Here is a 23,525-nt window from a genome sequence, read left to right on the forward strand (position 1 = left end):
TCGGCGGCTGGTCTTGCGCGACCTTGCGAAAAACCTGAATAAAATCAATGGGTTGTCAGAAGTTCCTAACACCCTCTAGTGATATCCGTCACTAAAGCAGGGTATTGGGAGTGCTCGCGTATCGCACGCACGACTGTCGGGTCCATGTCAGGGATGGCGATACCGGCTGCCAGCCCGCCGAGTGCCACCGCAGTACTATCCAGGCTGATTTCGACCTCCCCCTGTCGTTCGCCCAGCAAGCCGCCATCCATCTCGGCGAGGGCCAGGAGCACGGTGCCGCCCGCGTCTTCCGCTAGGAGCAGAGACGGCTCGGGCCGCGCTCGGACCTCGGCGGTGCAAGGGGCGGAATCCTGAGACCCGCTGGGGGAGTGATGACCGGGTGTACCCGCGCCAACCGAGATGTGGCCAACGCAGCGCTGATGACATAGTTCTGATGCGCTTCTTGCCAGTGTATCCGGGTGTCAGTGCCGACCTCGGGAAAGTCCGGCGCGGTCTCTCGCCGGCTGAGGTCTTGGCGAAACTCGGTCCCTAGCGTGGTCACGGTGACGGTCACGCGGGCGAACACGGTGCCATCACCGTAGGCGGTCACGGTATGCGGCCCGTCGCCGAGCAGATTCCAGTTGAACAGCAGGCCGAAGCCGTTATCCGTGTCGCCACACACCCTGAGGGTATCACCCCGGCTGGTGCCCGAGGCTGCTTCGATGCGCGGTCCTCCATCAAAGCTGATCTCGATGGTCTCGGAGGCGCAATCCCAGCCCGAAATGATCCCGATGCCGCTCTGGAAGGAGCCCGGTTGCGGGTTCTCTAATTGCGCCTCATTGGGAATCCCGCTGAAACCGCCCCCCTGAGCCGCACCGACGCTGATCTCTAAGTTCTGCTGAGCCTCCGACCAGCGCAGGAGGCGGGTAGCTCCAGGATCGGGGAAGTCGGAGAGGGGGAGGATGGCTCCCGCGCCTCGCAGAAACTCCTCGCCCAAGGTGGTCACGATGACCGTCACACTGGCGAACTCTATGCCGTCGGCCAGCGCCTGGACGGTATGCACGCCGTCGCCTAAGAGGTTCCAGTTGAAAGGCAAGCCAAAGCCGTTATCCGCGTCGCCACAGGTCGCTTGGGTGTCGCTCCGGCTGGTGCCGTAGGCGGCCTCAACGGGCGGCCCACCATTGAACGTAATCTCAATCTGCTGCGCGTTGCACGCCCAGCCGGAGATGAGGCCGATGCCGCTCTGAAAGGAGTCCGGCTGCGGATTCTCCAGCGTGGCTTGCGCCCAGACATGCGGGGCGGCGCAGAGCGTCAGCAGAAACAGCACGGTAGCCGCGACCAACCGGAACCGGGATGCGGAGTAGTCTGAGCGCATGGCAAGCCTCCGACAGAGAGTATGCAAGCTGTCTGTCATATTTCTGAGGGGGCGTCCACCGAACAGGCTGGCTACACGTGTCATTCCTCACCTGCCAGCCGGCGGCTACGGTCGGTCCGGCATTTCTGCTAGACTGCCGGCCCAGTACCGCCGGACAAGGACGCTACATTGTGAATATCCAGATTTTTGGCCTCAAAAAATGTGCCGACACGCGCAAAGCCCAGCGCTTTTTCAAGGAACGCCGGGTTCGTTTTCAGTTTGTCGATCTGGCCGATAAGGGTCTGTCAAAGGGCGAGCTGCGCTCGGTTGCGGCCAGCGCGTTCCAGCCCGCGTTTTGTCGAGCGTGGTCTGGCCCACGCCGCGCTTGACCCCGGACGGATTGAGGCCGTGCTGCTCGAAGAGCCCCTGCTGGTCAACACCCCGGTTGTGCGCAACGGCAAACAGGCGACGGTCGGCTATTGTCCGCAGGTGTGGAAAGGCTGGGAGTGAGAAGACGCAGGATTCCCGGTGAGGGCCGGCTTTCAAGCCAACCCTCAGCCCGGTCTCAGGCCAGGGGTTGCGGGGCGTGCGGAATCTCCTGCCACTGCCTGGGGTCGTGGCCGTAGATGATCGTGGCGCCGCTCTTGTCCCGCAGGTCTCGCAGCGTGGCCAGTGACTTGTACATTTCGGTTTCGTCAAAGGCAATCGACGGCAGCAGATTCTCGTCCATGTTCTTTTGGGTGTAGCAGGCGTCGGCAGTCAGCACGATGTCGCTGCCCTTGCTGACCCGCACGCGGAGCGACTGGTGGCCCGGCGTATGACCGTGGGTGGGAAAGAGCACCAGACTGCCGTCGCCAAAGATATCCAGTTCACCCTCAATCTCGCGATAGTCCAGCTCGTGGTCGTAGTCCTTGGGGTCGAACAGGACTTTTTTGAGCAGTGCCGGGTCTCGGGTGGCGCCCAGCTCTTCTTTTTGGACCAGGATTGTCGAATCGGGGAAAAATTCATTGCCGCCGGCGTGATCAAAGTGGAAATGGGAGTTGATGACGTAGCGGATGTCTTGGGGCGTCAGCTTGAACTTGGCCAGCTGGGCGACGATTTCCTGGCCCGGCTGGGTGCGGGGCACAAAGACTTTGGCAATCGAGCCCAGCCGACCGAGCGGATCATGAATCGCCTGGCAGTGGATGCCGGTGTCGAACACCACGTTGCCCTGGGGATGGGTGATGAGGTAGGACGGGACGGGGATGGTGAACTGTTCGCCCTTGTCCAGGTTCGGAAAAAACAGCTTGCTGTCAAACTCTAAAAATCCGCACGGCATGGAAAAGATCTGGAGCATGCTTCCCTCCTGTGTGGGTACTGACGGCCAGTCATGCCAGGAATGGCGGCCGAGGTCCAGCGCCGGGCCGTTTCCCTTGATCGTGTGTGGAAAAGCCAGTAGGTTGCCCGTCAGTTCTGCCGCAGACCCGGGGGGAAGAGATATGTCGCAAGCCTGTTGGTGGCGTGGGATCGCCGGACTCATCGTTGTGCTGGGGCTGCTCAGTCCGCTCCGCGCGGAAGAAACGCCGGACCGGGAAAACGGCGCGCCGCTCAAGCCGGTCAGCCACGAGCGTTTGCTGAGCGGTACGACCGAGCCGGCCGACTGGCTGATGTATGGCGGCAGCTACGATAACGCGCGCTTCAGTCCGCTCAGCGATATCAACCGGGACAATGTCAGCTCGCTCAGCCCGGCCTGGGTGTTTCAAACCGGGGTCCCGTACCAGTTCCAGGCCTCGCCCATTGTTGCCGATGGCGTCTTGTACGTGACCGCAGCCTATAACCACCTGTACGCCCTGGACGCCGCGACCGGTGATCCGGTGTGGAAGTACGATCATCCCCTGCCCAGGGATCTGCGCATCTGCTGCGGTCCCGGTAACCGCGGGGTGGCGATTGCCGGTGACACGGTGTTCATGGGCACCCTCGACGCCCGTCTGGTCGCGCTGGATCGTCGGACCGGTGAAGTCATCTGGAATGTCGCGGTTGATGCCCACACCGCCGGCTTCAGCGTCACCGCCGCGCCGCTGGTGGTCAGAGATTCAGTCATAGTCGGCGTTGCCGGCGGGGAGTACGGCATACGCGGCTATGTTGACGCCTATGACGTGAAAACCGGGCAGCGCCAGTGGCGGACCTACACCATCCCGGCCGAGGGCGAACCTGGAGCCGAGACCTGGGCCGGCGACTCGTGGAAGCACGGCGGCGGGCCGACCTGGGTGACCGGCGCCTACGATGCCGAGCAGGACCTGGTGTACTGGGGTGTCGGCAATCCGGCGCCCGACTGGAACGGTGACGGGCGAGAGGGTGACAACCTGTACACCAGCTCGGTCCTGGCGCTGGACCCGGAAACCGGCCAGATCAAATGGCACTTCCAGTTCACCCCCCACGACATCTGGGATTACGACGGCAACACCGGCCTGCTGCTGGTCGATGTGCAGCGCAGCGGCCAGACGGTCAAAGCCCTGGCCCAGCCCAACCGCAACGGCTACCTGTACGTCCTGGACCGCGCCAGCGGCGAGTACCTGCACGGCGCCCAGTATGTCGAGCGCCTGAACTGGGCCAAAGGGCTGGATGAAACGGGCCGGCCGATCGTCAACCCTGAATTCGTGCCCACCCAAGACGGCGGCACGCTCATCTGTCCGGGCGCGCCGGGCGGCCAGAACGGTTCGTACACCGCCGCCTACAGCCCGTCGGCCAAGCTCTTGTTCGTGCCGGTCATCGAGAGCTGCATGGAGATGCTGAAGGCCAAGGCGACGTTTATTCGCGGCATTCCGTACTGGGGCGGCGGGCCGGGCAAGACCCAGGGCGACGACGGTTCGTCCTACGGCCATCTGGCGGCGATTGATCCCACCAGCGGGAAAACCAAGTGGCGCTATGTTGACGCCTATCCCCTGGTGGGCGGCACCCTGGCCACCGCCGGCGGTCTGGTCTTCACCGGCAACCAGCACGGCTACGCCCTGGCCTTTGATGATCGCAGCGGCGAGGTGCTGTGGAAATTCCAAACCGGCTCGACCGTGCGTGGTCAGCCGATTACCTACAAGGTCGGCGGCCGCCAGTATGTCGCCGTGCCCAGCGGCGCCGGCGGCCTGGTCGTCACCTTTGTGGGCGAGAATGCCGCCATCAACAAGGGCAGCGCCCTGGTCGTGTTCGCCCTGCCCGAATGAGGAGGAACAATGCAAGCCGTGTCCCGAATCCTGTTCGCCGTGTGTGTGGTGCTGCTGGCTATGCAGGCCGCTGACGAAGCCCGGAGCGAGGCCGATTCCGCGCTGAAGCCGGTCACCCCGCAGCGGCTGCTGAACGGTACGGCCGAGTCGCGCGACTGGCTGATGTATGGCGGCAACTACGACAACACCCGTTTCAGTCCGCTGACCGATATCGACCGCAGCAACGTCACAAAACTCAGCCCGGCCTGGGTCTTCCAGACCGGGATTCCCTACCAGTTTCAAGCCGCCCCGATTGTGGCCGACGGGATGCTGTATGTCTCGGCCGCCTACAACCACGTGTACGCGCTTGACGCCAAGACGGGCGAGCTGGTGTGGAAATACGATCACGACATGCCGAGCGATGCCCGCATCTGCTGCGGGCCGGGCAACCGTGGCGTGGCCATTGCCGACAATACCCTGTACATGGGCACCTTGGACTCCCGCCTGGTCGCCCTGGACCGCAGGACGGGCGAGGTGGTGTGGAATGTCGAGATCGAAAAATATCACCGGGGCTTTAGCGGGACGGGCGCGCCGCTGGTGGTCAAGGATCTGGTGGTTGTCGGCATCGCCGGCGGTGACTATGGCGTGCGGGGGTTTCTGGACGCCTATGACGCCAAGACCGGCGAGCGGCGCTGGCGACGCTATACGATTCCGGGTGAGGGAGAGCCGGGCAATGAGACCTGGGCCGGCGACTCGTGGAAGAGCGGCGGCGGGGCGACCTGGGTCACCGGCTCCTACGATCCGGACCAGGATCTCCTGTACTGGGCGGCCGGCAACCCCGGCCCCGACTGGAACGGCGACGTGCGCGAGGGCGACAACCTGTATTCCAGCTCGGTGCTGGCCCTGAGTCCTGAAACCGGCCAGATCCAATGGCACTTTCAGTTCACCCCCCACGATATCTGGGACTACGACGGGAATACCGGCCTGCTGCTGGTCGATGTGCAGCGCAGCGGCAAGACGGTCAAGGCAATCGTGCAGCCCAACCGCAACGGCTATTTGTACGTGCTCGACCGGGCGACCGGGGACTATCTGCACGCCACCAAGTATGTCGAGCAGCTGAACTGGGCCAAGGAGTTGGACGAGGCCGGCCGGCCGATTGTCGATCCCCGCTATGTCCCGACCCCGGAGCCGCAGGAGATGATCTGTCCGGGTGCGGCCGGCGGTCAGAACGGTTCGGTGACCGCCGCCTACAGCCCGCTGACGGGCCTGCTGTATGTGCCGGTTATTGAGAGCTGTATGGAGATGCGCAAAGCGGCCGCGATCTTTGTCCAGGGCATTCCCTACTGGGGCGGCGGCCCGGGCACCACCCAGGGCGACGAAGGCTCGTCATACGGCCACCTGTCGGCGATCAATCCCTCGACCGGCGCGATCACGTGGCAGTACAAGGACGACTATCCCCTGGTCGGCGGCACCCTGGCCACGGCCGGCGGGCTGGTGTTCACCGGTAATCAGGCCGGCTATGCCCTGGCCTTTGACGCCGACACGGGCGCGCTGTTGTGGCGCTTTCAGACCGGCTCGGGGGTGCGCGGACAGCCGGTGACCTACAAGCTTGACGGCCGGCAGTACGTGGCCGTGCCGAGCGGCGGCGGCGGCTTGGCCACGACCCTGCTGGGCAAGCCGGACAAGGTCAATCAGGGCAGCGCGCTGGTGGTCTTTGCCCTGCCGGAGTCCTAGAACGTGCTGGAAACTGAAAAAGACAAATCGCAGGAAAAAGCGCACAATACCCGCACCTTCATCCGCCTCACCACGACCTGACCGTTCCTGCTGCGATGGACCGGCTAGGGCGTTCCATCGCCATCCCGGGGTATCGGCGTGCTGGGTTCGGTCCCTGCGATCACGACTTTGTCCCAATTCGGCGTCCCGTCCTGCAGTAGCTCCGGCATCCCGTCCCGTAGCAGTTTGACGACTGACCGGCGCGCTATCTCAAATCCCTTGCTGAACGCATCATCCTCTGCTGTGGCTGACGACCGCTGACCTCCGTGAATGATCGCTGCCCGCACTTTGGAGAACTCCTCAACATCCTGGAGCACCCGTAAACGGTCTTCCGTGCCGGTTTCGAGGAAACAGGCGGCCCGCGTCTTCAGCTTGAACGTTATGTCGCCCTCTCCGGGTTTGTACAGGCGCTCCAGGGCAATCGCCACGTCCAGAATCCTGTCGTCGGTCCCGAACCGGCCGCTTCGCGCCAGCGCCCCCGCAAGCCGGGCGATGATCGGCGCACAATACCGATACTGGGCGCTGTTCCGGTCCTTGAAGGCTTGTCTGGCTTCGGCGAGCGCGTCTTCGCGCAACTCGATTGATCCAGCAGACGGGTCGAATGGCCGGGCAGCACGGCCCCAATCGTAACTGCCGTGATAATACGGCAGTCCCAGGAGATGCGAGGCCCGGCGATGGGTGCAGTACGGGATCCTCACCAGGGACATGACCGGGGCGGCGTGGAAGAGCGCCAGCAGTTCGACAAACGCCTCCGCGTCTGTGAGAAACGAGCCGCCCCAATCCAGGTCTGGGTCGGCAGCATCACCCTGTTTGCGGAACTCAGGCTGCCAGCGAAAAGACTGCACCAGCGCCCCGACAGCCCGCTGAAGGTTGTGGTGGATGACCGCCGGCGCGACAGTCTGCAACATGTCCTCGTTCGCGAACGCGTTCAGCTGCTTGAAAGGCAGGAGCGCCATGTCGTCCGTAAGCGACACTGCCTTGCTCACGCGCAGACCGTAGAAGAGCGTGACGTGGTAGCCCACCAAGAGATCGCGGGCACCGGGCATCCGCCCCAGGTCCCCTCCGGGCTCCAGCAACTCGTGCAATTCGGAAGCCGCTACGCTGAAGCCGTCCTGACGTACCTCCATCCCACGCGTCATCAGCCCGCTCATGATGCTCAACAGGCTCTCAGAGCTGCCGTGGTTCACGATCCAGATCGAGAATTCCCCTCGGCCGTCGGCAGAATCCACAAGGCCCGCCCAGGCGGGGTGCGCCGCGAGTATGCGCTGGACCTCAGCCAATGCGGCGCGGAGGGGAGCGTAACGGTCCGCGAAGGACCGTCCCGCTCTGGAAGCCTGCCCATAGAAGGCCCGGAGGTCGGCGGAAGGATCGTCGAACGCACTTCGCCGGAACAGCGTGCTTTCGCTACGGATACGTTGCTGGCGCTGCTGGTCGAGTTCGTCCGGGTAACGCTTCTGCGTCTCGGCCAGCGCGGCGAGAGCCCCCGCCAGTCGCTCGATCCAATCCTCGGCTGCGAATTCACCGGTTGTCATACATGTTTCCTGCCGCGGTCTCACCGCGCATGGGAACGGTATGCTGCACTTCGGCGGCCGGATGCTCGTCGCTGAGTTGAATGTCTTGCGTTTGCATCGCCTTGAGCCGTGGCCAATCCGTTGTAGACGTTCTTGTGGCCACGTTCACTCTCTATTGTCCCGCCGCTGGTCGTGGCTCATAGCGCTCGACCTCGATTTCATCCTCACGCGCTTGCGCCTGGGCAACGTCGTAGGCGGCCTGCAAGCGTATCCATGTCTCCGTCGTGGAGCCGAACGCTTTCGCCAGCCGGATCGCCATGTCGGTGGACATGCGGGCGCGGCAATTCACCAAGTTCGAGAGGGCCTGGCGGCTAACGCCGAGCACCTTCGCGCCTTCGGTGACGTTCAGGCCAAGCGGTTCCAGACAGGACACCCGGACAATTTTGCCAGGGTGCGGCGGATTTTTCATCGGCACGACGGCCCTCCTTCGTAGAGTCGCTTGAGCCCCCGATGTTGAAAGCTCCGTATCACTGTGTCTATCAACACTTATCAATTCTTTCTGCGAGAGCGTCCAGCCGATCGGGGAAGTGAAATGGCGCTACAGCAACCAGTTCTTTATCGTCTATATAAACAACCTCACCGATAACATGATCAGAACCCTCCACGAAGGCCTCACCGGATTCGAGCCTTATGTCGGCTTTGCCGATATGACTTTCGCGCCGCGCTTCAAGCTCTATCTCTCTACGGTACTGGCAAATGACTGCATCAAACACAAGAATATCATCCTGATGGGGCACGAAGACGACCGGGATAACAAAGAAGATGTGAATATGCACAGCTACCTCTGGGAGGATTCCGGTTACACGTGCCGGAGCCTCCAGGAAACGTATTTCGGGGTTTTGCTCTCGTACAAGATCGAACGGCCGGTCTTCCAGGGCTTTGAATCCGACACGGAATTCTCGATCAATGCCGTGAGCCCTAATCCCCTGCCGATCGCAGATTTCGAGGTTCGGATTGACGAGAGCAAACTTGGCTACCTGGCTACCGAGAAGACTGGAACACTCAAACGGATAGGCTTGCTTGGCGGTGATCTCTCCCAGCTCCAGGACATGATCTCCGAAGCGTCTTGCGCTGCAACGGGGTAGGGGACGCAGGCCCACAGGAGGGCGACACCAAGGGAAAGCCAGCGCAGAGATGTCATGGGGATACTTTCTCCTTCCTACTTGCCATCGCCCGCGGTCCACTCGGCCTTAGCCTTCCTCCACTGGAGCCTGCTGGTCAGTCATTTTTCTCACTTCTATACCGTTAAGCTCAGACATTAGATTAGCGGTTTCCTTTAGAGCGGTAATAAGTAGCGTTGCTGCTGCCCGGAATTGTTGGTCTAGGGCAGTGACTCGCTCTGCGTCTAGCTTATCAAGCCTTCCCTCAACTAGGTCTTGGACGTCTGGATGCCCAAGGTCTTGTAACAGTATATGAATTTCAGTGGCATACTCGTTAATTGCTCTGGTCATAGGAACGTTGATAGGCCACAACTTGATGCGGTAGCCCCTTTCCTGGAGCACTTTCCATGCGTCCTCAGGAGACATTGTGAGGTGAGGGCGAGCCTCCTTGGAATTCTTCATGAATCCCCACAACTCCTTTAGAGCGGTGGTCTGAGCCTCCAGCAGCATATTCAGATCAGCGAGCGCTACCGTTCGCCTGCCTCTGATCTCTTGTTCCTTTTCGTGAGAAAACTGCTCTCGCCTTACTTCAAGATCGTGGGCGAACTGCTTCTGCTGTCTACCCGCTGCGAATACCTGTGCGATTAGCGTGGTCACGACACCAATAACACCACCAGCGATGACACCGGCCAGTTGTGATTCCCAGAAATTCATTTCTGTCTCAGCCTTTCCTCCCCCGCCGCCAGCGGCCTGGTCTAGGCGACCTGGCCGCTCACTTTATTTTGTGACGGCGGCGCAATTCGGTATACTCGACCTATGAGCGACGTACAAGCAGATCCCCACGGAAATGGGGAACACGCCTTTCCCTCGGTCCCGCTAGCCTACGATCTCGCGGCACGACGCATGCCTTTGCTGTGATTGCCGATTCCCGCCGCGCTCAATTGGCCACTCCACCACGGCAGGCGTATAGGTCATTAATGGCAAAGAAAATTATCTACACGCTGAACGCGCGGAGCCACGAGATGCTTGAGAGCATGCGCAATTATTTCAAAATCGGTCCTGCCCGTATGCAGCATGAGATTCAGGGGCTACTGGCCCAGACCAAAGAAATCCTGGCAAGCAAGGGTATCAAGTATAGCGCCTTGAAAAGCGCCCTTGTGCCGGACCCAAAGCGGCGCGAAATCGCGCTCGTATTCGATACGCTCAATATGCAGGAGTCATGGTACGGGTTTCCGATCTATAGAGCCCTGATGCCCCTTCTTTCCAGACAAAGCAACTACAGCATTCTGGCAGGCGATTATATAGGCGACAATGACTGGCAGGATGTGCTCTACGAAAGAAGGAGCGAGTGATAAACGCTGTTATGAGTGATGAGAGAAGGGAGGCGCGGTTTCAGGAGTTCTTTTCCTCAGCCGGAACAAAGGCTCGCACAAAGCGCAGAAAGGCCAGGGCATAGCTGCCGAAAAAGCCGGCTAGCAGGCACAGCTCCAGGACGCCCAAGGGCAGGCTGGCGGGCTGCCACAGGGACGGCACGACGAGCACATAGCGCTCCAGCCACATGCCTAGGCCGATGACCAGCCCCAGGCCGGCCAGGGCTGTCGGGCGCCGCTTGAGGCCCCGGCTGAGCAGGAGCGGAAACGGAATCAGGAAGTTCAGGGCCAGCACGACCGCGCTGAGCGCCGCCCACGGCTGGTGGGCCAGCCGGCGCAGGATAAAGCCGGTTTCTTCCGGCAGGTTGGCGTACCAGATCGGCAGATAGTGGCACCAGAACAGATACGTCCACAGGATGCAAAAGCCAAAAATCAGCTTGCCCAGGTCGTGCGACTGGGCGGCCGTGGGCAGCGTCTGGAGGCCGAGCTTGTGAGCCGCCACCGCGCCGACCATGATGGCGGCCAGGCCGACATACAGATTGCCGACGCAAAAGAAAGCGCCGAACAGGGTGCTGATCCAGTGCGGATCGAGCGACATCACCAGATCGAAGCCGATCAGGCTGAACAGCACCGCATACAGGACAAGCAAGACGGGTGACAGCAGCTCCAGAACCCGCTGGCTGCGAGCCTGCTCGGTTGCGGCGTCGCACCGGTCGCGGCTCAGGCTGTTGTGGACGGCCGTGGGCCAGCGGCCGCTCGGGGCGGGCAGCCGCTCAATACGGGGACGTAGCGCGTAGTACACAAAGGTCAGGCTCAGCGTGTACAGCACGGCCAGGGCGCAAAAATCACGAAACAGCATAAAGCCCAGACTCAGCCACGGCTGTTTGGCTTTGATCGGTTCGTCCAGCCACGGGAACAGGTAGGCCGTGCCCCACATCAAGACCAGAAACAGGCTAAAGGAAATCGGCAGCCAGGCGGCCGTGGCCTCGGCCAGGCGGCGCAGCGGGCCGGCCCACTCGGCCTTGACCAGATGCAGGATGGCGGCAAAGGTCACGCCGCTCAGCGACACGCCCGACCAGAACAGCCAGTTGACCAGATACGCCTGCCAGACGCGCTGGGGGCTCAGCACCAGGCCCAGCCCAAAGGCCAGGACGCCCAGACCGACGCACACCCACAACAGTCCGACCAGCCGGGCCGGTAAGTGAGGGAGGGCAGGGGAGGCCGGGGTATTCATTGGTCTTGCAGGTGACGCAGGTAATTCACAATATCCCAGCGCTCAGCGACCGACAGGGCGTGGCCATAGCTGGGCATGATGATGCCGCCGCTGCGGATCGTCGCATACATATAGCCGTCTTTTTGACCTTTGATCCGCGTGGCGTGGAGGTCTGAGGACGGAATGCCCTTGCCCACGACCGAGCCGTCGCCCCGGCCCTGGGGACCGTGGCAGGCCGTGCAGTAGATCTGAAACAGGGCTTTGCCGCTGGCCAGGGACTCGGCCGAGGCCGGATTCGGGTTGCTGAGGCGCAGCCCGGCTCTGATCCGCTCCGACATGCGCGCCGACAGGGGCGGCTCAACCCCGGTCGTCGGCACACTGTGGGCGGGCGGAGGCTGCGGCGCCGTGCCGACCGCGAGTTCGGGCTGACCGTACATGTCGGTGTTCCACGGCAGGCTGTGGCCGCGCTCGGCGGCCAGGATCGCCAGGGCTGCGACCAGCAGGCACACCAGCCCCCGTTTCCGCTGGGGCTCACACACCTTGTTCATACACATCCTGGGCGCCGCTCGAAGCGAGGCTGTCCTTGACCGCTTCCAGCTGTGAGGCCGGACAGGCCACAAACACCCCAAAGCAGTCTTCTGAAAAGCGCGGATCGTGGCTGATTTCGACCGACCGGGCGGGCAGTCGGGCGTGTATCAACAGGCCGACCAGGGTTGCCAGGGCGCCGAACAGAATGGTCATCTCAAAGCCGATGATGGCGAACGACGGCAGCCCCAGGATCGGTTTGCCGCCCGTTTGCAGCGGCCAGTCCAGAGCCGTATAGATCGGCAGGCCAAAGCCGATACACATCCCCAGCAGCCCACCGGCCAGCGTGAAATAGCGGATCGGGCTGGGCGAGGCGTCAAACGCGCGCTGGATTTCGGGCACGGGAAAAGGCGACACCACGCTGAGCCGGGTGTAGCCGCGCTGGCGGAGCTGGCTGACGGCCGCCAGCAGGCTGTCGAGCCGGGGAAAAATACCTATCGCACCGCTGCCGCGTCCGCTCAATACAGGGGCGACCGGTACCGCGTCCGGGTCGGCCGGCGGTGGCTCGGCGGCGGCCGGCAGGTGCTCTTTGACCTCGGCCAGGGAGACCAGCGGCAGAAACTTGATGAACAGCAGAAACCACAGGAAAAACCAGGCAAAGCTGCCGGCGGTGATGCCGACCTCAACCCACGACGGCTGGTACACGCCCCAGGCCGAGGGATTAAACTCGTGGGCCAGGGACGAGACAATAATGACAAAGCGCTCCAGCCACATGCCGACGTTGATCAGCAGCGAGATGCCGAACAGCCACACGGTATGAGTCCGAATCGCGCGCAGCCACAGCAGCATCGGCACCACGCAGTTGCACAAGACCATCAGCCAGAACAGGCGGCCGTAATCGCCAAAGGCCCGATACCAGAAGATCTCGCGCTCAAACGGATTGCCGCTATACCAGGCGATGAACACCTCGCTGATATACGAGTAGCTGAGGATCAGCGAGGTGAGGATGATCATCTTGCCCAGATTGTCGAAATGGGTGGGAGTGATGTAGGCGTGCAGGCCGAAGATGCGTCGCAGCGGAATCAGCAGCGTCAAAACCATGGCCAGCCCCGAGAAAATCGCCCCGGCCACAAAGTAGGGGGCGAAAATCGTGCTGTGCCAGCCCGGCACCAGGGCCATGGCGAAGTCCCAGGACACCACGCTGTGGACCGACACGACGAGCGGCGTGGCCAGGGCGGCGAAAAACCCGTAGGCGCTGAGGTAGTGCAGCCACTGCCGGTTGGTGCCCTGCCAGCCCAGGGCCAGCAGGCCGTAGATGCGACGACGCAGGCCGCGCGCCCGATCCCGGATGGCGGCCAGGTCAGGCATCAGGCCGATGTACCAGAACATGGCGCTGACCGCGAAGTAGGTGCTGATGGCAAACGCGTCCCAGACCAGCGGAGACTGGAAGTTGACCCACAGCTGACGCTGATTCGGATACGGCAGCAGCCAGTAGAAATTCCACGCCCGGCCCAGGTGGATGATCGGGAACAGGGCGGCGGTCATGACCGCAAAGATCGTCATGGCCTCCGCACTGCGGGCGATAGACGTGCGCCAGCGCGCCCGGAACAGGAATAAGACCGCCGAGATCAGCGTCCCGGAGTGGGCAATGCCGACCCAGAACACAAAATTCGTGATGTACACGCCCCAGCTTACCGGGTGGCTCAGGCCCGTCACCCCCAGTCCGGCCTCAATCTGGTATCTCCAGCAGTACAGGCCAAAGGCCAGGACCGCCAGATCGCACACCAGCAGGATCGCCCAGGTTCTGATCGGAGCCGAGAAGGCCGGCTTGAGCAGGTCGCGGTTGACCTGACGATAGCTGAGGGTCGTGGTTTCCATGCCGCAGGGGAGGGCGCCGAGGCTCAGCCGCGTCCGCGCTTGACGACTCGTTCCAGGTAGGTCACCGCCGGTTTGGTATTGAGGTGGTCCAGGACGGTGTAGGCGCGCGGGTCGTGGCGCTGGTGGGAGACGGCGCTGTCGGGGTCTTCCAGATTGCCGAAGCGAATCGCCCGGGTCGGACACGTCTGGGCGCAGGCGGGGGTGACCTCGCCGTCCCGGACCGGCCGGTTTTCGTCCTTGGCCAAGTCTTTGGCAGCCTGAATCCGCTGGACGCAGAAGGTGCACTTCTCCATCACCCCGGCTTCCCGCACCGTCACGTCGGGATTGAGCTGGAGGTGGAGGGGTTCGGGCCATTCGGCCTGCGACCAGTTGAAGCGGCGCACCTTATACGAGCAGTTGTTCGAGCAGTAGCGGGTGCCGACACACCGGTTATAGATCTGGGCGTTCAGGCCCTCCGGGCTGTGATAGGTGGCGTACACCGGACACACCGGCTCGCACGGGGCGTTGCCGCACTGCTGACACAGCATGGGCGCAAACGACACCGGCGGGGCGTCGGGGTCCCAGTGCTGGGGCGAGGTATCGGCAAAATAGCGCTCGATCCGCAGCCAGGCCATCTCCCGGCCCTGGGCGACCGCCTGCTTGCCGACCGTTGGGATATTGTTCTCGGCGTAGCAGGCCGTCACACACGCCCCGCAGCCGGTGCAGGCCGACAGATCGACCGTCATGCCCCAGCGGTAGTGTTCGTACTCCAGCTCGGGATACATGTCGTGGTCGTCGTGCTGGCCGTGGGCGTCTGCCGTGTCGGAAGCGGCGGACCGTTTGGCCAGCGCGGCTGGGGTGACCGACCGGGCGATGCCGCGGCCGAGTTGGGTGTGGCTGCCGGCCGTGGTGACCAGCGGCTCCCGGCGTCCGGCCGACGCGACCTGGACCCGGGTCGAGAACCAGGCCAGCCCGCCGGCCTCGGTGCGGGCGTCGGCCGGCAGGAGCTGAATCGGGTTGGCGCCGCGGCCGCTGGCGTAGCGCCCGTAGTTGGTGTGGCCCTGACCGATCGGCATGGCCAGCAGGTCCGGCTGCATGTGGGGGTAGAGGTAGGCCGGGGCTTCGAGCCGGCCGTGGTCGGAGTGCAGGACCAGCACCTCCCCGTCCTGGATGCCGAGCCGGGCTGCGGTCTGGGGATGGAGTTCGACCCAGGAGTCCCACACCGCCTTGGTCATGGGGTCGGGCAGTTCCTGCAACCAGGGTTTGTTCGCCCCCCGTCCGTCAAAATAGCGCGAGGACGGGTACAGCATGAGGGGCAGGGCGGCCTGCTGCGGACCGGACAGTTCCGGCGCCGCAAAGGTCTGCTCGAAGACGGCTGCGGACAGCTCGACCGCTATGGGCTGGGCCGCCTGCCAGTAGCCCCCGCGCTGCACGGCTGCGCGCCAGAAGGCGTCAAAATCCGCCTCAGCCCCGGACTCGTGTACGGCCCGCTGATGAATGGTCTGCCACGAGTCCTGGAGATAGGCAAGGAAGCCACCCCCGGCCGGATCAGGCGCCTGCTCGGCGGCTTCCGGCGCCGCTTGATCCGGGCTGGTCTGGACCAGCTGGGCGGCGGTCGAGAGCAGCACGTCGCCCATTGGTCGGGTGTCAAACACCGGGGCCATGACCGGCTGCATCAGGCTATGCACGCCGGGCTGCGGGCTGTGGTCGCCCCAGCTCTCCAGTGGGCTGTGGTCGGGCAGCACCAAGTCGGCCCGGGCGGTTGTTTCATCGACAAAACACGAGAAGCTGACGATGAACGGCACCCGCTCAAGCGCCTCGGCAAACCCGCTGGCCCGGGGCAGGCTGAAGACCGGGTTGGCATGGGCCAGCAGCAGGAGCGGGACAGCGCCGTCCGCCATGGCCGTGGTGAGAGCGTCGAGCGAGCTGGAGGGCTGGGTCCGGGCCGGTCCGTCGTCGGCTTCAAAGCGGACGGTCTGACCGATATTGCCGGCCACGTAGTTGAGCAGCAGGACGGCCACCTGACTGGCCGTCGCCTGGCGCGAGGTTGTCGCCAGCCCAGGCCCCAGCGCCAGACTCGGCCGCTGGCTGGCAAAGTCGCGGGCCAGGCTCTGCACCCGCCAGGCCGGCACGCCGGTCAGCTCGGCCGTCCGCTCCAGCGAATAGGGCGCCAGCAGGGCGCTGAGCCGGTGGGCTTCGGACGCCGCCAGGCCGGCGGGTTGCTCGTCAACAATGATGCGGGCCATACCCAGGGCCAGAAACGCCTCGTGGCCGGCCCGAATACTGACCCAGGTATCGGCGTTGGCGCCGGTTTGCGACAGTCGCGGCTCGACCTGAACGAAGCGGCCAGCGCCACCGTGCATTTTGCCAAAGGCTGTGGCGTAGGCGACCGGCGAGCGCCAGGTTTCCAGAAAGTCGGCGCCAAAGCCGAGCAGAAACTTGGCCTTGTCTATGGCATAGCTGGGCGCGGGACGCTGAAAACAGATCTGGCTCGCCCGGTCCAGCGCCTCATCGCTGAACGGCTCATAGATGTGCAGCCGCTGTGAGCCGAGGCCGGACAACCACTGGCCCACCAGGCGCTCCAGGCTGTCGCCGAGCTGGCCGGCCACAAACGCCGTCTCGGCCAGCTGGTTCTGGGCTTGGAGAGCCTGGAGCTTGTCGACCAGGCGCTGCTGGGCGTCCGGCCACGAGATGGCGTGCAGGCTGCCGTCCGCGTCCCGAGCCAGGGGCTGGCGAATGCGGTCGGGGTTATACAGTCCTTGCAGCGCAGCCTGACCCCGGGCGCACAGGGCGCCGGCGTTGAGCGGATGGGACGGATTGCCCTCGGCCTTGACCGCCCGGCCCTCGCGGGTGCGGATCAGCATGCCACAGCCGGCCGGACATTCTCGACAGGTGGTGGCATAGTAGCTGGCCAGCCCGGGGACAACGTCTTCGGGCTGAATGACGTATGGAATGATGGTCTCGACCGGCCCCGACGCACAGCTGACCAGCGGTGCGGTAGAGCTGACGCCGAGCAGTTTCAGAAAGTTTCGGCGATCAATTCCCATGCGCGCAATCCGTTGTGAGGGTCAATAATGGCATACCAGGCAGTCCTTGTCCGCCTGCTGAGCCTCGTGACACGTTACACACCAGCCCATCTTCAGCGACGACACTTGCTCGACCCGTTCCATCTGGATGACCTGCCCGTGGCAGCTGTCGCAGGCCACGCCGGCCCGGATATGGCGTTTGTGGCTGAAGCGGGTGAAGAGCGGCAGCGTATGCACCCGCAGCCAGGGGATGGGTTCCTGGCGCTGCCAGTAGTCCTGGACCTTGAGCAGTTCGGGCTTGTCGGTGGCGCTTTTGTGGCAGCCGATACACGTCTCGAGCGACGGAATGCCGGCCTGGGGAGAGACGCGGGCCGCGCTGTGACAGTACAGGCAGTCGAGCCCGTACTGCCCGGCGTGCAGGGCGTGACTGAAAGCGATTGGCTGGCGGGGCGCCTTGCCCCAACCGGTCAGGCCCAGGTCGATGAGGTGAAAATCCCACCAGGCGGCCTTGCCCGCATTCCACACGCCCTGGTTGACCTCCCGGGTGTAGAGCGCCGTCAGCACACCGAGCACAGCGATGACGAGGACAAGCAGGCGAAGGCGGAGTGTGGGTGTTGAGTGCATGTGGGCTGTCCCCATATATAGAGGACAAACCCGAGGCGCAAGGCGGAGGTGTCCGCCCGCGCCTGAGTCTGGGACGATTTCCCCTTGACCCACCGCGAAAAAGCCAGTACCTTTCGACCGCATTCAGTCGGGGCTACTCCGCCCACAGGAGGAAAAACCTATGCAATACGCAGGACTACAGACGCTGCTACGAAGCCTGGTCGCCGGAAGCCTGCTCGTGCTCGGTGTCCCTATTGAGGCGGCTGCCGTGGGCGGCAGAGTGGAGACCGCCGAGCCGCTGCCGTCTGCCGCACCCGCCCCGTCCCCGGCCAAGCAATCCCAAAATGGCACGTCCCAGATCAGCGATTTCAAGCCCATCACCCAGGAGCGTCTGCTTAAAGGCACGGCCGACCCGTCGGCCTGGCTGATGTACGGCGGCAGCTATGACAGTACCCGCTTCAGCCCGCTGACCGACATCAACCGCAACAATGTGAAAAAGCTCCAGGCGGCCTGGATGTTTCAAACCGGGGTGCCGGCCCAGTTCCAGGCCTCGCCGGTCGTGGCTGATGGCATCATGTATATGACTGCCGCCTTTAACCACGTGTATGCGATTCAGGCCGAGACCGGCGAGATGCTGTGGCGCTACGATCACCCTCTGCCCGGCGATATGCGGGTGTGCTGCGGCCCGAGCAACCGGGGCGTGGCGATCAGTGGCGATAAGGTCTTCATGGCGACCCTGGATGCCCGCCTGGTCGCCCTCCAGGCCCAGACCGGCGCCCTGGTCTGGCAGGCTGAGATCGACGACTATCGCAAAGGCTACAGCGCCACGGCCGCCCCGCTCATCGTCAAGGACAAGGTCATCGTCGGTATTGCCGGCGGCGAGTATGGCATTCGGGGCTATGTGGACGCCTATGATGTGGAGACCGGGGAGCGCAAGTGGCGCCGCCATACTACCCCGGATGAGGGCGAACCCGGGTCTGAGACCTGGGCTGGCGACTCGTGGAAGATCGGCGGCGGACCGACCTGGATTACCGGCTCCTACGACCCCGAGCAGGACGTGATTTTCTGGGCGACCGGCAACCCGTCCCCGGACTGGAACGGCGACGTGCGCGAGGGCGATAATCTGTATACCGACTCGGTGCTGGCCCTGGACCCGGACAGCGGGGCGATCAAGTGGCACTTCCAGTTCACGCCGCACGATATCTGGGACTATGACGGCAATACCGACCTGTTTCTGATTGATGTGGAGCGGGGCGGCAAGACGGTCAAAGCCCTGGCCCAGCCCAACCGCAACGGCTACCTGTACGTCCTCGACCGGACCTCGGGCGAGTTTCTGCACGGCTCCCAATATGTGGAAAAACTCAACTGGGCCAAGGGTCTCGATGAACAGGGCCGGCCGATTGTGAACCCCGAATACGTGCCGACCAAGGAGGCCGGGAAATTCATCTGCCCCGGCTCGGTCGGCGGTAAAAACGGCTCGTGGACCGCCGCCTACAGCCCGATCACCAAGTATATGTATCTGCCGGTGGTCGAGAGCTGCTGGCAGATGCTCAAAGGCGCGGCAACCTTTATTCAGGGCATTCCCTTCTGGGGCGGCGGGCCCGGCAAGACCGAGGCCGACGACCAGTCGTCCTACGGCCATCTGTCTGCGGTTGACGTGTCGAGCGGGGCGGTGAAGTGGCGCTACAAAGACGACTATCCCCTGGTCGGCGGCACCATGGCCACCGCCGGCGGTCTGGTGTTCACCGGCGACCAAAAGGGCTATGCGCTGGCCTTTGACGACACGAGCGGGGAGCTGCTGTGGAAGTTCCAGACTGGCTCTACCGTGCGTGGCCAGCCGGCCACCTATAAGGTCAACGGGCGTCAGTACGTGGCGATTCCGAGCGGTGGCGGAGGCTTGGCCGTGTCTTTGGTCGGCGAGAACCCGCTGGCGTCCAAAGGCAGCACCCTGTTTGTGTTTGCCCTGCCCGAAGGTGAAGAATGACCGACCGGGGTGGAGGCCGAAGGCGGGCCGGACTGCCGTTCGGGCGAGCGTTGATGGCGAGACTTTTCGGTGCCGGTTGGGTTATCCTGCTGAGCGTTGGCACAGCCTGGAGCCAGGACGCTGGGACGTTCCGAACGTGTCTGCTGGCCAACAACCCGCCCTACTCGTGGCAGGCCGACGAGAGCGGCTTTGACCTGGAAACGGCCCGGGCGGTTGCCGAGGCAATGGGGCGTGGGTTTGAGCCGGTGTGGATTGAGCACGACACCCGGATCACCGAGATTGAGGAGACCGACCTGCCTGTCTTTGGGCTGGCGCGCGGCCGGTGCGACGCGATTTTCAGCGTGCCGGGTCAGGACGCGCTCGACGAAGCGCCCACGCTGGTGGTTGGAGCGCCGTACTACGGGGCGGGCTTTGAGCTGGTCGGGCCGGCCGAGAAGAGCCTGCGTAGCCTGGACGAGGTCGGCGACGGAGCCGTTGCGGTACGCGCCCAAACGATCGCCAATTTCATGCTGAGCGCCCGGAAAATCCAAACCTTCACCGTCTTTTCCCTCGAAGAGGCGCTGGACGCGGTGGGCAGCGGCGGGGCGTCCGCAGCCCTGCTGTGGGGACCGAAGGCGGGCTGGCACCTCAGCGCCCATCCTGAGCTGCCCTTACGGATCGTCGATACGCTTGAGCCGCCCAGCGTAGTGCGCTGGAACGAATCGGTCGCAACCCGCAGAGAGGACGCCGCGCTGCGCCAGGCCATCGACGCCGCGCTCGGCAGCCTGGCCGAATCCGGCACCCTCACCCGCCTGCTCGAAAAGTATGGCATCCCGGCCCACCGGCCTTTTGCCACTACGTACAGCTTTGCCGAGATGCAGCAGCTGATGTTTCAGTCGCTGAGCAACAGACAACCCTAGGGAGTACACGCGGATATGAGTCGTTTGATGATTGGTTTGGTCTTTTGTGTCCTGAGTCTGTTGGCTGGAACGGCCGGCCAGGCCCATGGCCAGGACACCAATCCTTTTGCCGGCGATGCGGCCGCCATTGCCGAGGGCGAGGCCCTGTTTCAGGCGGTGTGTACCGGCTACTGCCACGTCCTGCCGGGCATCGATCGCGAGGCCAAGGCTCCGAGCCTGTTTGACTGTGAGTCGAAGTACGGCAACAGCGACAAAGAGATGTTCCAGGTCCTCCTCGACGGCGTTCCCAATACCGAAATGGCGCCGTGGAAGGGCCAGCTGCCCGACGAAATGCTGTGGCAAATCCTGGCCTATGTGAGATCCGCCTCCCATTGTCAGGAGGGCAAAGCCGCCGACGGCAAAAAGATCGCCGCTATTGCGGCGCACGAATAAGAAAGCGGGACGGGTAATGACACGACTGACGATGCAGCTCGGAACACGTTTTTCACCTCTGCCGTTTGCTCTTTGCCTTTTGACTTTTGCCTTGTCTTCTCCGGCCTTCGCCCAGCCCTTTGCCTACGTCAGCCACGAAAAGTCGAACGACGTGTGGGTCATCAACACCCAGACCGACGAAGTCGTGGCCAAGGTTGCGGTCGGCGAGCGGCCGCGCGGGCTGGTCATATCGGCCGACGGCACGCGGGTGTATGCCGCCAACGGCAATTCCAACGATATCTCGGTCATTGACGCCGAAACCAACACCGTTGTCGAGACCTTCCCGGTCGGTATTGATCCCGAGGGCATTGATCTCAGCAATGATGAAACCCGGCTGTTTGTGGTCAACGAGAACGAGGGCGTGATGCGGGTCGTTGAGCTGGCAACCAAGAATGTGATTGCCACCGTTCAGGCCGGCATCGAGCCGGAAACGGTGGTGATCTCACCCGATGGTCGGCTGGCCTTTGTGCCGAACGAGACGTCCCATGACGTAACCGTCGTTGATACCCAGACCTACGAGGTCGTGGCCTCGATCAAGGTCGGCGAGAACCCGCGCGGGGTGGCGTTTCTGCCCGATGGGAAAACCGCCTATGTGAGCAGCGAGCGCAGCCATACCGTGTCGGTCATTGATGTGGAGAAACTGGCCGTGACCGAGACGATTGGCATGGGCGAACGGCCGGTCGGTATCTCGGTGCTGCCGGACGGCTCAAAAGTCTACGTGGTGCACGGCCGGGCCAACGACGTGCGGGTGATTGATCCCGCCACCAACCGGGTGACTACAACCATTCCCCTGGGCGGGACACGTTGCTGGTGGTCGGCGCTGACCCCGGACGGCAAAAAACTGTACGCCACCATGGGACGGTCCGACGGCCTGGCCGTGATTGACACCACGACCGATACGCTGATCAAGACGATTGCGGTCGGCAGTATCCCGTGGGGGGTGGCGGTGACGCCCTAGCTCGTGTTCAGAACCGCCAGACCAGCAGGAACTGCGGCAGGCTTTCGTCGTTTTCGGTGCCGAGCTTGTTGCGCCAGTACTGGTACTCCAGCCCGATAAACAGCCGGTCGGCCGCCCCGGTCAAGACTTTGCCCAGATCCAGGCGAAACTGCGGCTGAGCCAGAATCCAGCTCTTGACATGGTTGCCGAACTCGTTGGTGCGGCTGTGCACATACTCGGCATGGCCTTCGATTGAGAAGGACAGCTTGCCGATACTGAAGGGATAGGCCCAGTTGATGTCGAACAGAAAGCTGTCGCTCTCTTTGGGCGCCCCGCCGCGCGACACGCCTCGACTGTCATCGATATAGGCGGTCAGCTCGGTATTCAGAAAGGCAAAACCCGGCACCTCCCAGGCTGCACGCAGGCCGGGCAGATATTTGATGACCTTGGCGTCAACGCTGACATTGAGGCCGAAGAGCAGCGAGAAGTCCTTGATCGGCCCGATGCCGAGCTGCTTGCCGGTCAGCTTGCCCAGGCTGAAGCTGGGATACCACTCGAAGTACAGATCGGTGTCGTTGAAGTCGTCGCCCTCCACGTCTTCGATGAAATCGGCAAAAAAGAAGCTCTCGCCGTATTTCCAGCCCAGGGCGTTCTGCAGGGTGAGGATGAAGGTGTCATCGTTGAGGTCCGAAAACGGGTTTTCGATATGACCATACTGGAAGTGCAGTTCGGTCGTACTCCAGTCGATAAGAGCCGCCGCCGGTGACGCGGTCAGCAGCAGGGCTAGGACCGAGGCGCGGAGAAAGGACGTGGGGAGGCGACACATGGCGGTTGTTCGTCGAGGATTGTGACTGCGCTCAGGGCGATTGAGATTAGAGGCCTCCCTGGGGCTTGGTGATCGTGCTGGAAAGCCCAGAGAGTATCACCAATGAGCAGTCCGAATATGGTTAAAGTTGATGACGTCAACACCAGCGCCCTGCAAATATTGCGAAAGCCGGAAATCGTCTGTCAGGACGAGATACCTCCCCCTGGTCAAACGGATTATTCCGCTATCGGTGAGGCCGAATCTCACGAACTCCTGCATTTGCGCGACATCTCTACCTGCTACATTCTCCTCTTCGAGCAGAGTGATATCGGAAGAGAATTTCTTGAAATATTCGCTCTTTGCAGGTTCTCCTAGAGCGGTTCACGTTAAGCTGTAGCCGTGCCACTCTCGTCATGCCGGACGTGATCCGGCATCCAGCGGCCGAGCGGACGACAAGAACCGGCTGGCTATACGGAATCGTGAAGTGCTCTAGCTGTCCTGAAAGATTGCTGACTTCCGTGAGGATGTGTGGGGTTGTCGCGATTCTATCGAAAAGGCCGAGAATGCTCGTCAGTGTCGCGTAATCATCGACGGAGAATTGACGATTTCGTTTTAATTTTGGGATTAAATCTTGATCGACGGCGCCGATGAAAAAAAGGAGCAGAATGTTCGTATCTACCATTATCCCCGCTTGTCTGTAACGCTGAAATTGATCTGTTATCTCGCTCATGTTTCTCTGATTTTCATTGATTGGACTTTGCCGTTATCGGCATGGACCTTCACAACCTTATACTCCCTTTCCCGTTTTGCTAGGGAGTGTCATCAGTTAAGGAGGATCACCGAGGCGGCCAGATAGATAGCTCCCAGAAAGCTGACCGCGCGTTT

Annotated in this window: 21 protein-coding genes; 10 read left to right on the forward strand and 11 right to left on the reverse strand. The window is 62.8% G+C overall.

The features are described from left to right. Nucleotides 1-292 precede the first annotated feature (292 nt). Nucleotides 293-1,354, reverse strand: a complete 1,062-nt coding sequence (locus J4F42_12565; protein MCE2486341.1) for a hypothetical protein — start codon at nt 1,352-1,354, stop codon at nt 293-295. Between the two features lie 170 nt (nt 1,355-1,524). Here J4F42_12565 and J4F42_12570 point away from each other — a divergent pair, with 170 nt between their 5' ends. Then, nucleotides 1,525-1,722 carry a hypothetical protein gene (locus tag J4F42_12570; protein ID MCE2486342.1) on the forward strand — a complete coding sequence of 66 codons (198 nt, stop codon included), beginning with the start codon at nt 1,525-1,527 and terminating at the stop codon, nt 1,720-1,722. A 176-nt stretch (nt 1,723-1,898) separates the two neighbouring features. On the opposite strand, the gene J4F42_12575 is transcribed toward J4F42_12570, so the two are convergent. Continuing rightward, nucleotides 1,899-2,669 carry an N-acyl homoserine lactonase family protein gene (locus J4F42_12575; protein ID MCE2486343.1) on the reverse strand — a complete coding sequence of 257 codons (771 nt, stop codon included), beginning with the start codon at nt 2,667-2,669 and terminating at the stop codon, nt 1,899-1,901. 142 nt (nt 2,670-2,811) lie between these two features. On the opposite strand from J4F42_12575, the gene J4F42_12580 reads away from it, so the two are divergent. Together J4F42_12580 and J4F42_12585 are read left to right on the forward strand one after the other, a co-directional pair. Further along, entirely contained in the window at nt 2,812-4,527 is a 1,716-nt protein-coding gene (locus tag J4F42_12580; protein ID MCE2486344.1) for a PQQ-dependent dehydrogenase, methanol/ethanol family, read from the forward strand. Nucleotides 4,528-4,536: 9 nt separating this feature from the next. After that, complete coding sequence (locus J4F42_12585; GenBank protein ID MCE2486345.1) at nt 4,537-6,240, forward strand: PQQ-dependent dehydrogenase, methanol/ethanol family; 1,704 nt, start codon at nt 4,537-4,539, stop codon at nt 6,238-6,240. Nucleotides 6,241-6,344: 104 nt separating this feature from the next. On the opposite strand, the gene J4F42_12590 is transcribed toward J4F42_12585, so the two are convergent. Both J4F42_12590 and J4F42_12595 read right to left on the reverse strand, forming a co-directional pair. Beyond that, entirely contained in the window at nt 6,345-7,811 is a 1,467-nt protein-coding gene (locus tag J4F42_12590; protein ID MCE2486346.1) for a hypothetical protein, read from the reverse strand. A gap of 151 nt (nt 7,812-7,962) precedes the next feature. After that, nucleotides 7,963-8,265: a HigA family addiction module antidote protein gene (locus J4F42_12595; protein ID MCE2486347.1), complete on the reverse strand. Its 303-nt coding sequence runs from the start codon at nt 8,263-8,265 to the stop codon at nt 7,963-7,965. A gap of 112 nt (nt 8,266-8,377) precedes the next feature. On the opposite strand from J4F42_12595, the gene J4F42_12600 reads away from it, so the two are divergent. Next, nucleotides 8,378-8,935, forward strand: a complete 558-nt coding sequence (locus tag J4F42_12600) for a hypothetical protein (protein MCE2486348.1) — start codon at nt 8,378-8,380, stop codon at nt 8,933-8,935. A gap of 105 nt (nt 8,936-9,040) precedes the next feature. Here the strand turns inward: J4F42_12600 and J4F42_12605 are convergent, their stop codons facing one another. Next, entirely contained in the window at nt 9,041-9,664 is a 624-nt protein-coding gene (locus tag J4F42_12605) for a hypothetical protein (protein MCE2486349.1), read from the reverse strand. Nucleotides 9,665-9,927: 263 nt separating this feature from the next. Here J4F42_12605 and J4F42_12610 point away from each other — a divergent pair, with 263 nt between their 5' ends. Further along, the gene (locus J4F42_12610; protein MCE2486350.1) at nt 9,928-10,302 is read left to right on the forward strand and encodes a hypothetical protein; all 375 of its coding nucleotides are present in this window, start codon (nt 9,928-9,930) and stop codon (nt 10,300-10,302) included. 40 nt (nt 10,303-10,342) lie between these two features. Here J4F42_12610 and J4F42_12615 read toward each other — a convergent pair whose 3' ends face one another. Genes J4F42_12615 through J4F42_12635 form a run of 5 tightly spaced genes read right to left on the reverse strand, consistent with a single transcriptional unit; the run spans nt 10,343 to nt 17,565 of the window. After that, nucleotides 10,343-11,554, reverse strand: coding sequence for a hypothetical protein (locus J4F42_12615; GenBank protein ID MCE2486351.1), 1,212 nt, complete (start codon nt 11,552-11,554; stop codon nt 10,343-10,345). After that, nucleotides 11,551-12,081, reverse strand: a complete 531-nt coding sequence (locus J4F42_12620; GenBank protein MCE2486352.1) for a c-type cytochrome — start codon at nt 12,079-12,081, stop codon at nt 11,551-11,553. The genes J4F42_12615 and J4F42_12620 overlap by 4 nt, the downstream gene beginning before the upstream one ends. Then, complete coding sequence (locus J4F42_12625; GenBank protein MCE2486353.1) at nt 12,065-13,936, reverse strand: DUF3341 domain-containing protein; 1,872 nt, start codon at nt 13,934-13,936, stop codon at nt 12,065-12,067. The genes J4F42_12620 and J4F42_12625 overlap by 17 nt, the downstream gene beginning before the upstream one ends. Before the next feature lie 23 nt (nt 13,937-13,959). Beyond that, on the reverse strand, nt 13,960-16,962 hold the full coding sequence (locus J4F42_12630) for a molybdopterin-dependent oxidoreductase (protein MCE2486354.1): 3,003 nt from the start codon (nt 16,960-16,962) through the stop codon (nt 13,960-13,962). A 21-nt stretch (nt 16,963-16,983) separates the two neighbouring features. After that, entirely contained in the window at nt 16,984-17,565 is a 582-nt protein-coding gene (locus J4F42_12635) for a cytochrome c3 family protein (GenBank protein ID MCE2486355.1), read from the reverse strand. A 160-nt stretch (nt 17,566-17,725) separates the two neighbouring features. Between J4F42_12635 and J4F42_12640 the strand changes: the two genes are divergently transcribed. The 4 genes from J4F42_12640 to J4F42_12655 are packed head-to-tail and all read left to right on the forward strand — an operon-like array spanning nt 17,726 to nt 21,856. Beyond that, entirely contained in the window at nt 17,726-19,528 is a 1,803-nt protein-coding gene (locus tag J4F42_12640) for a PQQ-dependent dehydrogenase, methanol/ethanol family (GenBank protein ID MCE2486356.1), read from the forward strand. Nucleotides 19,529-19,581: 53 nt separating this feature from the next. Beyond that, on the forward strand, nt 19,582-20,427 hold the full coding sequence (locus tag J4F42_12645; GenBank protein ID MCE2486357.1) for a transporter substrate-binding domain-containing protein: 846 nt from the start codon (nt 19,582-19,584) through the stop codon (nt 20,425-20,427). A 27-nt stretch (nt 20,428-20,454) separates the two neighbouring features. After that, nucleotides 20,455-20,859 carry a c-type cytochrome gene (locus J4F42_12650; protein ID MCE2486358.1) on the forward strand — a complete coding sequence of 135 codons (405 nt, stop codon included), beginning with the start codon at nt 20,455-20,457 and terminating at the stop codon, nt 20,857-20,859. Between the two features lie 16 nt (nt 20,860-20,875). Continuing rightward, on the forward strand, nt 20,876-21,856 hold the full coding sequence (locus tag J4F42_12655) for a hypothetical protein (protein ID MCE2486359.1): 981 nt from the start codon (nt 20,876-20,878) through the stop codon (nt 21,854-21,856). Between the two features lie 7 nt (nt 21,857-21,863). Here the strand turns inward: J4F42_12655 and J4F42_12660 are convergent, their stop codons facing one another. Beyond that, complete coding sequence (locus J4F42_12660; GenBank protein MCE2486360.1) at nt 21,864-22,661, reverse strand: hypothetical protein; 798 nt, start codon at nt 22,659-22,661, stop codon at nt 21,864-21,866. A gap of 117 nt (nt 22,662-22,778) precedes the next feature. Between J4F42_12660 and J4F42_12665 the strand changes: the two genes are divergently transcribed. Beyond that, complete coding sequence (locus J4F42_12665; protein MCE2486361.1) at nt 22,779-23,015, forward strand: hypothetical protein; 237 nt, start codon at nt 22,779-22,781, stop codon at nt 23,013-23,015. Nucleotides 23,016-23,525 lie beyond the last annotated feature (510 nt).

Source organism: Desulfurellaceae bacterium (assembly GCA_021296095.1).
Taxonomy (GTDB): domain Bacteria; phylum Desulfobacterota; class Binatia; order Bin18; family Bin18; genus JAAXHF01.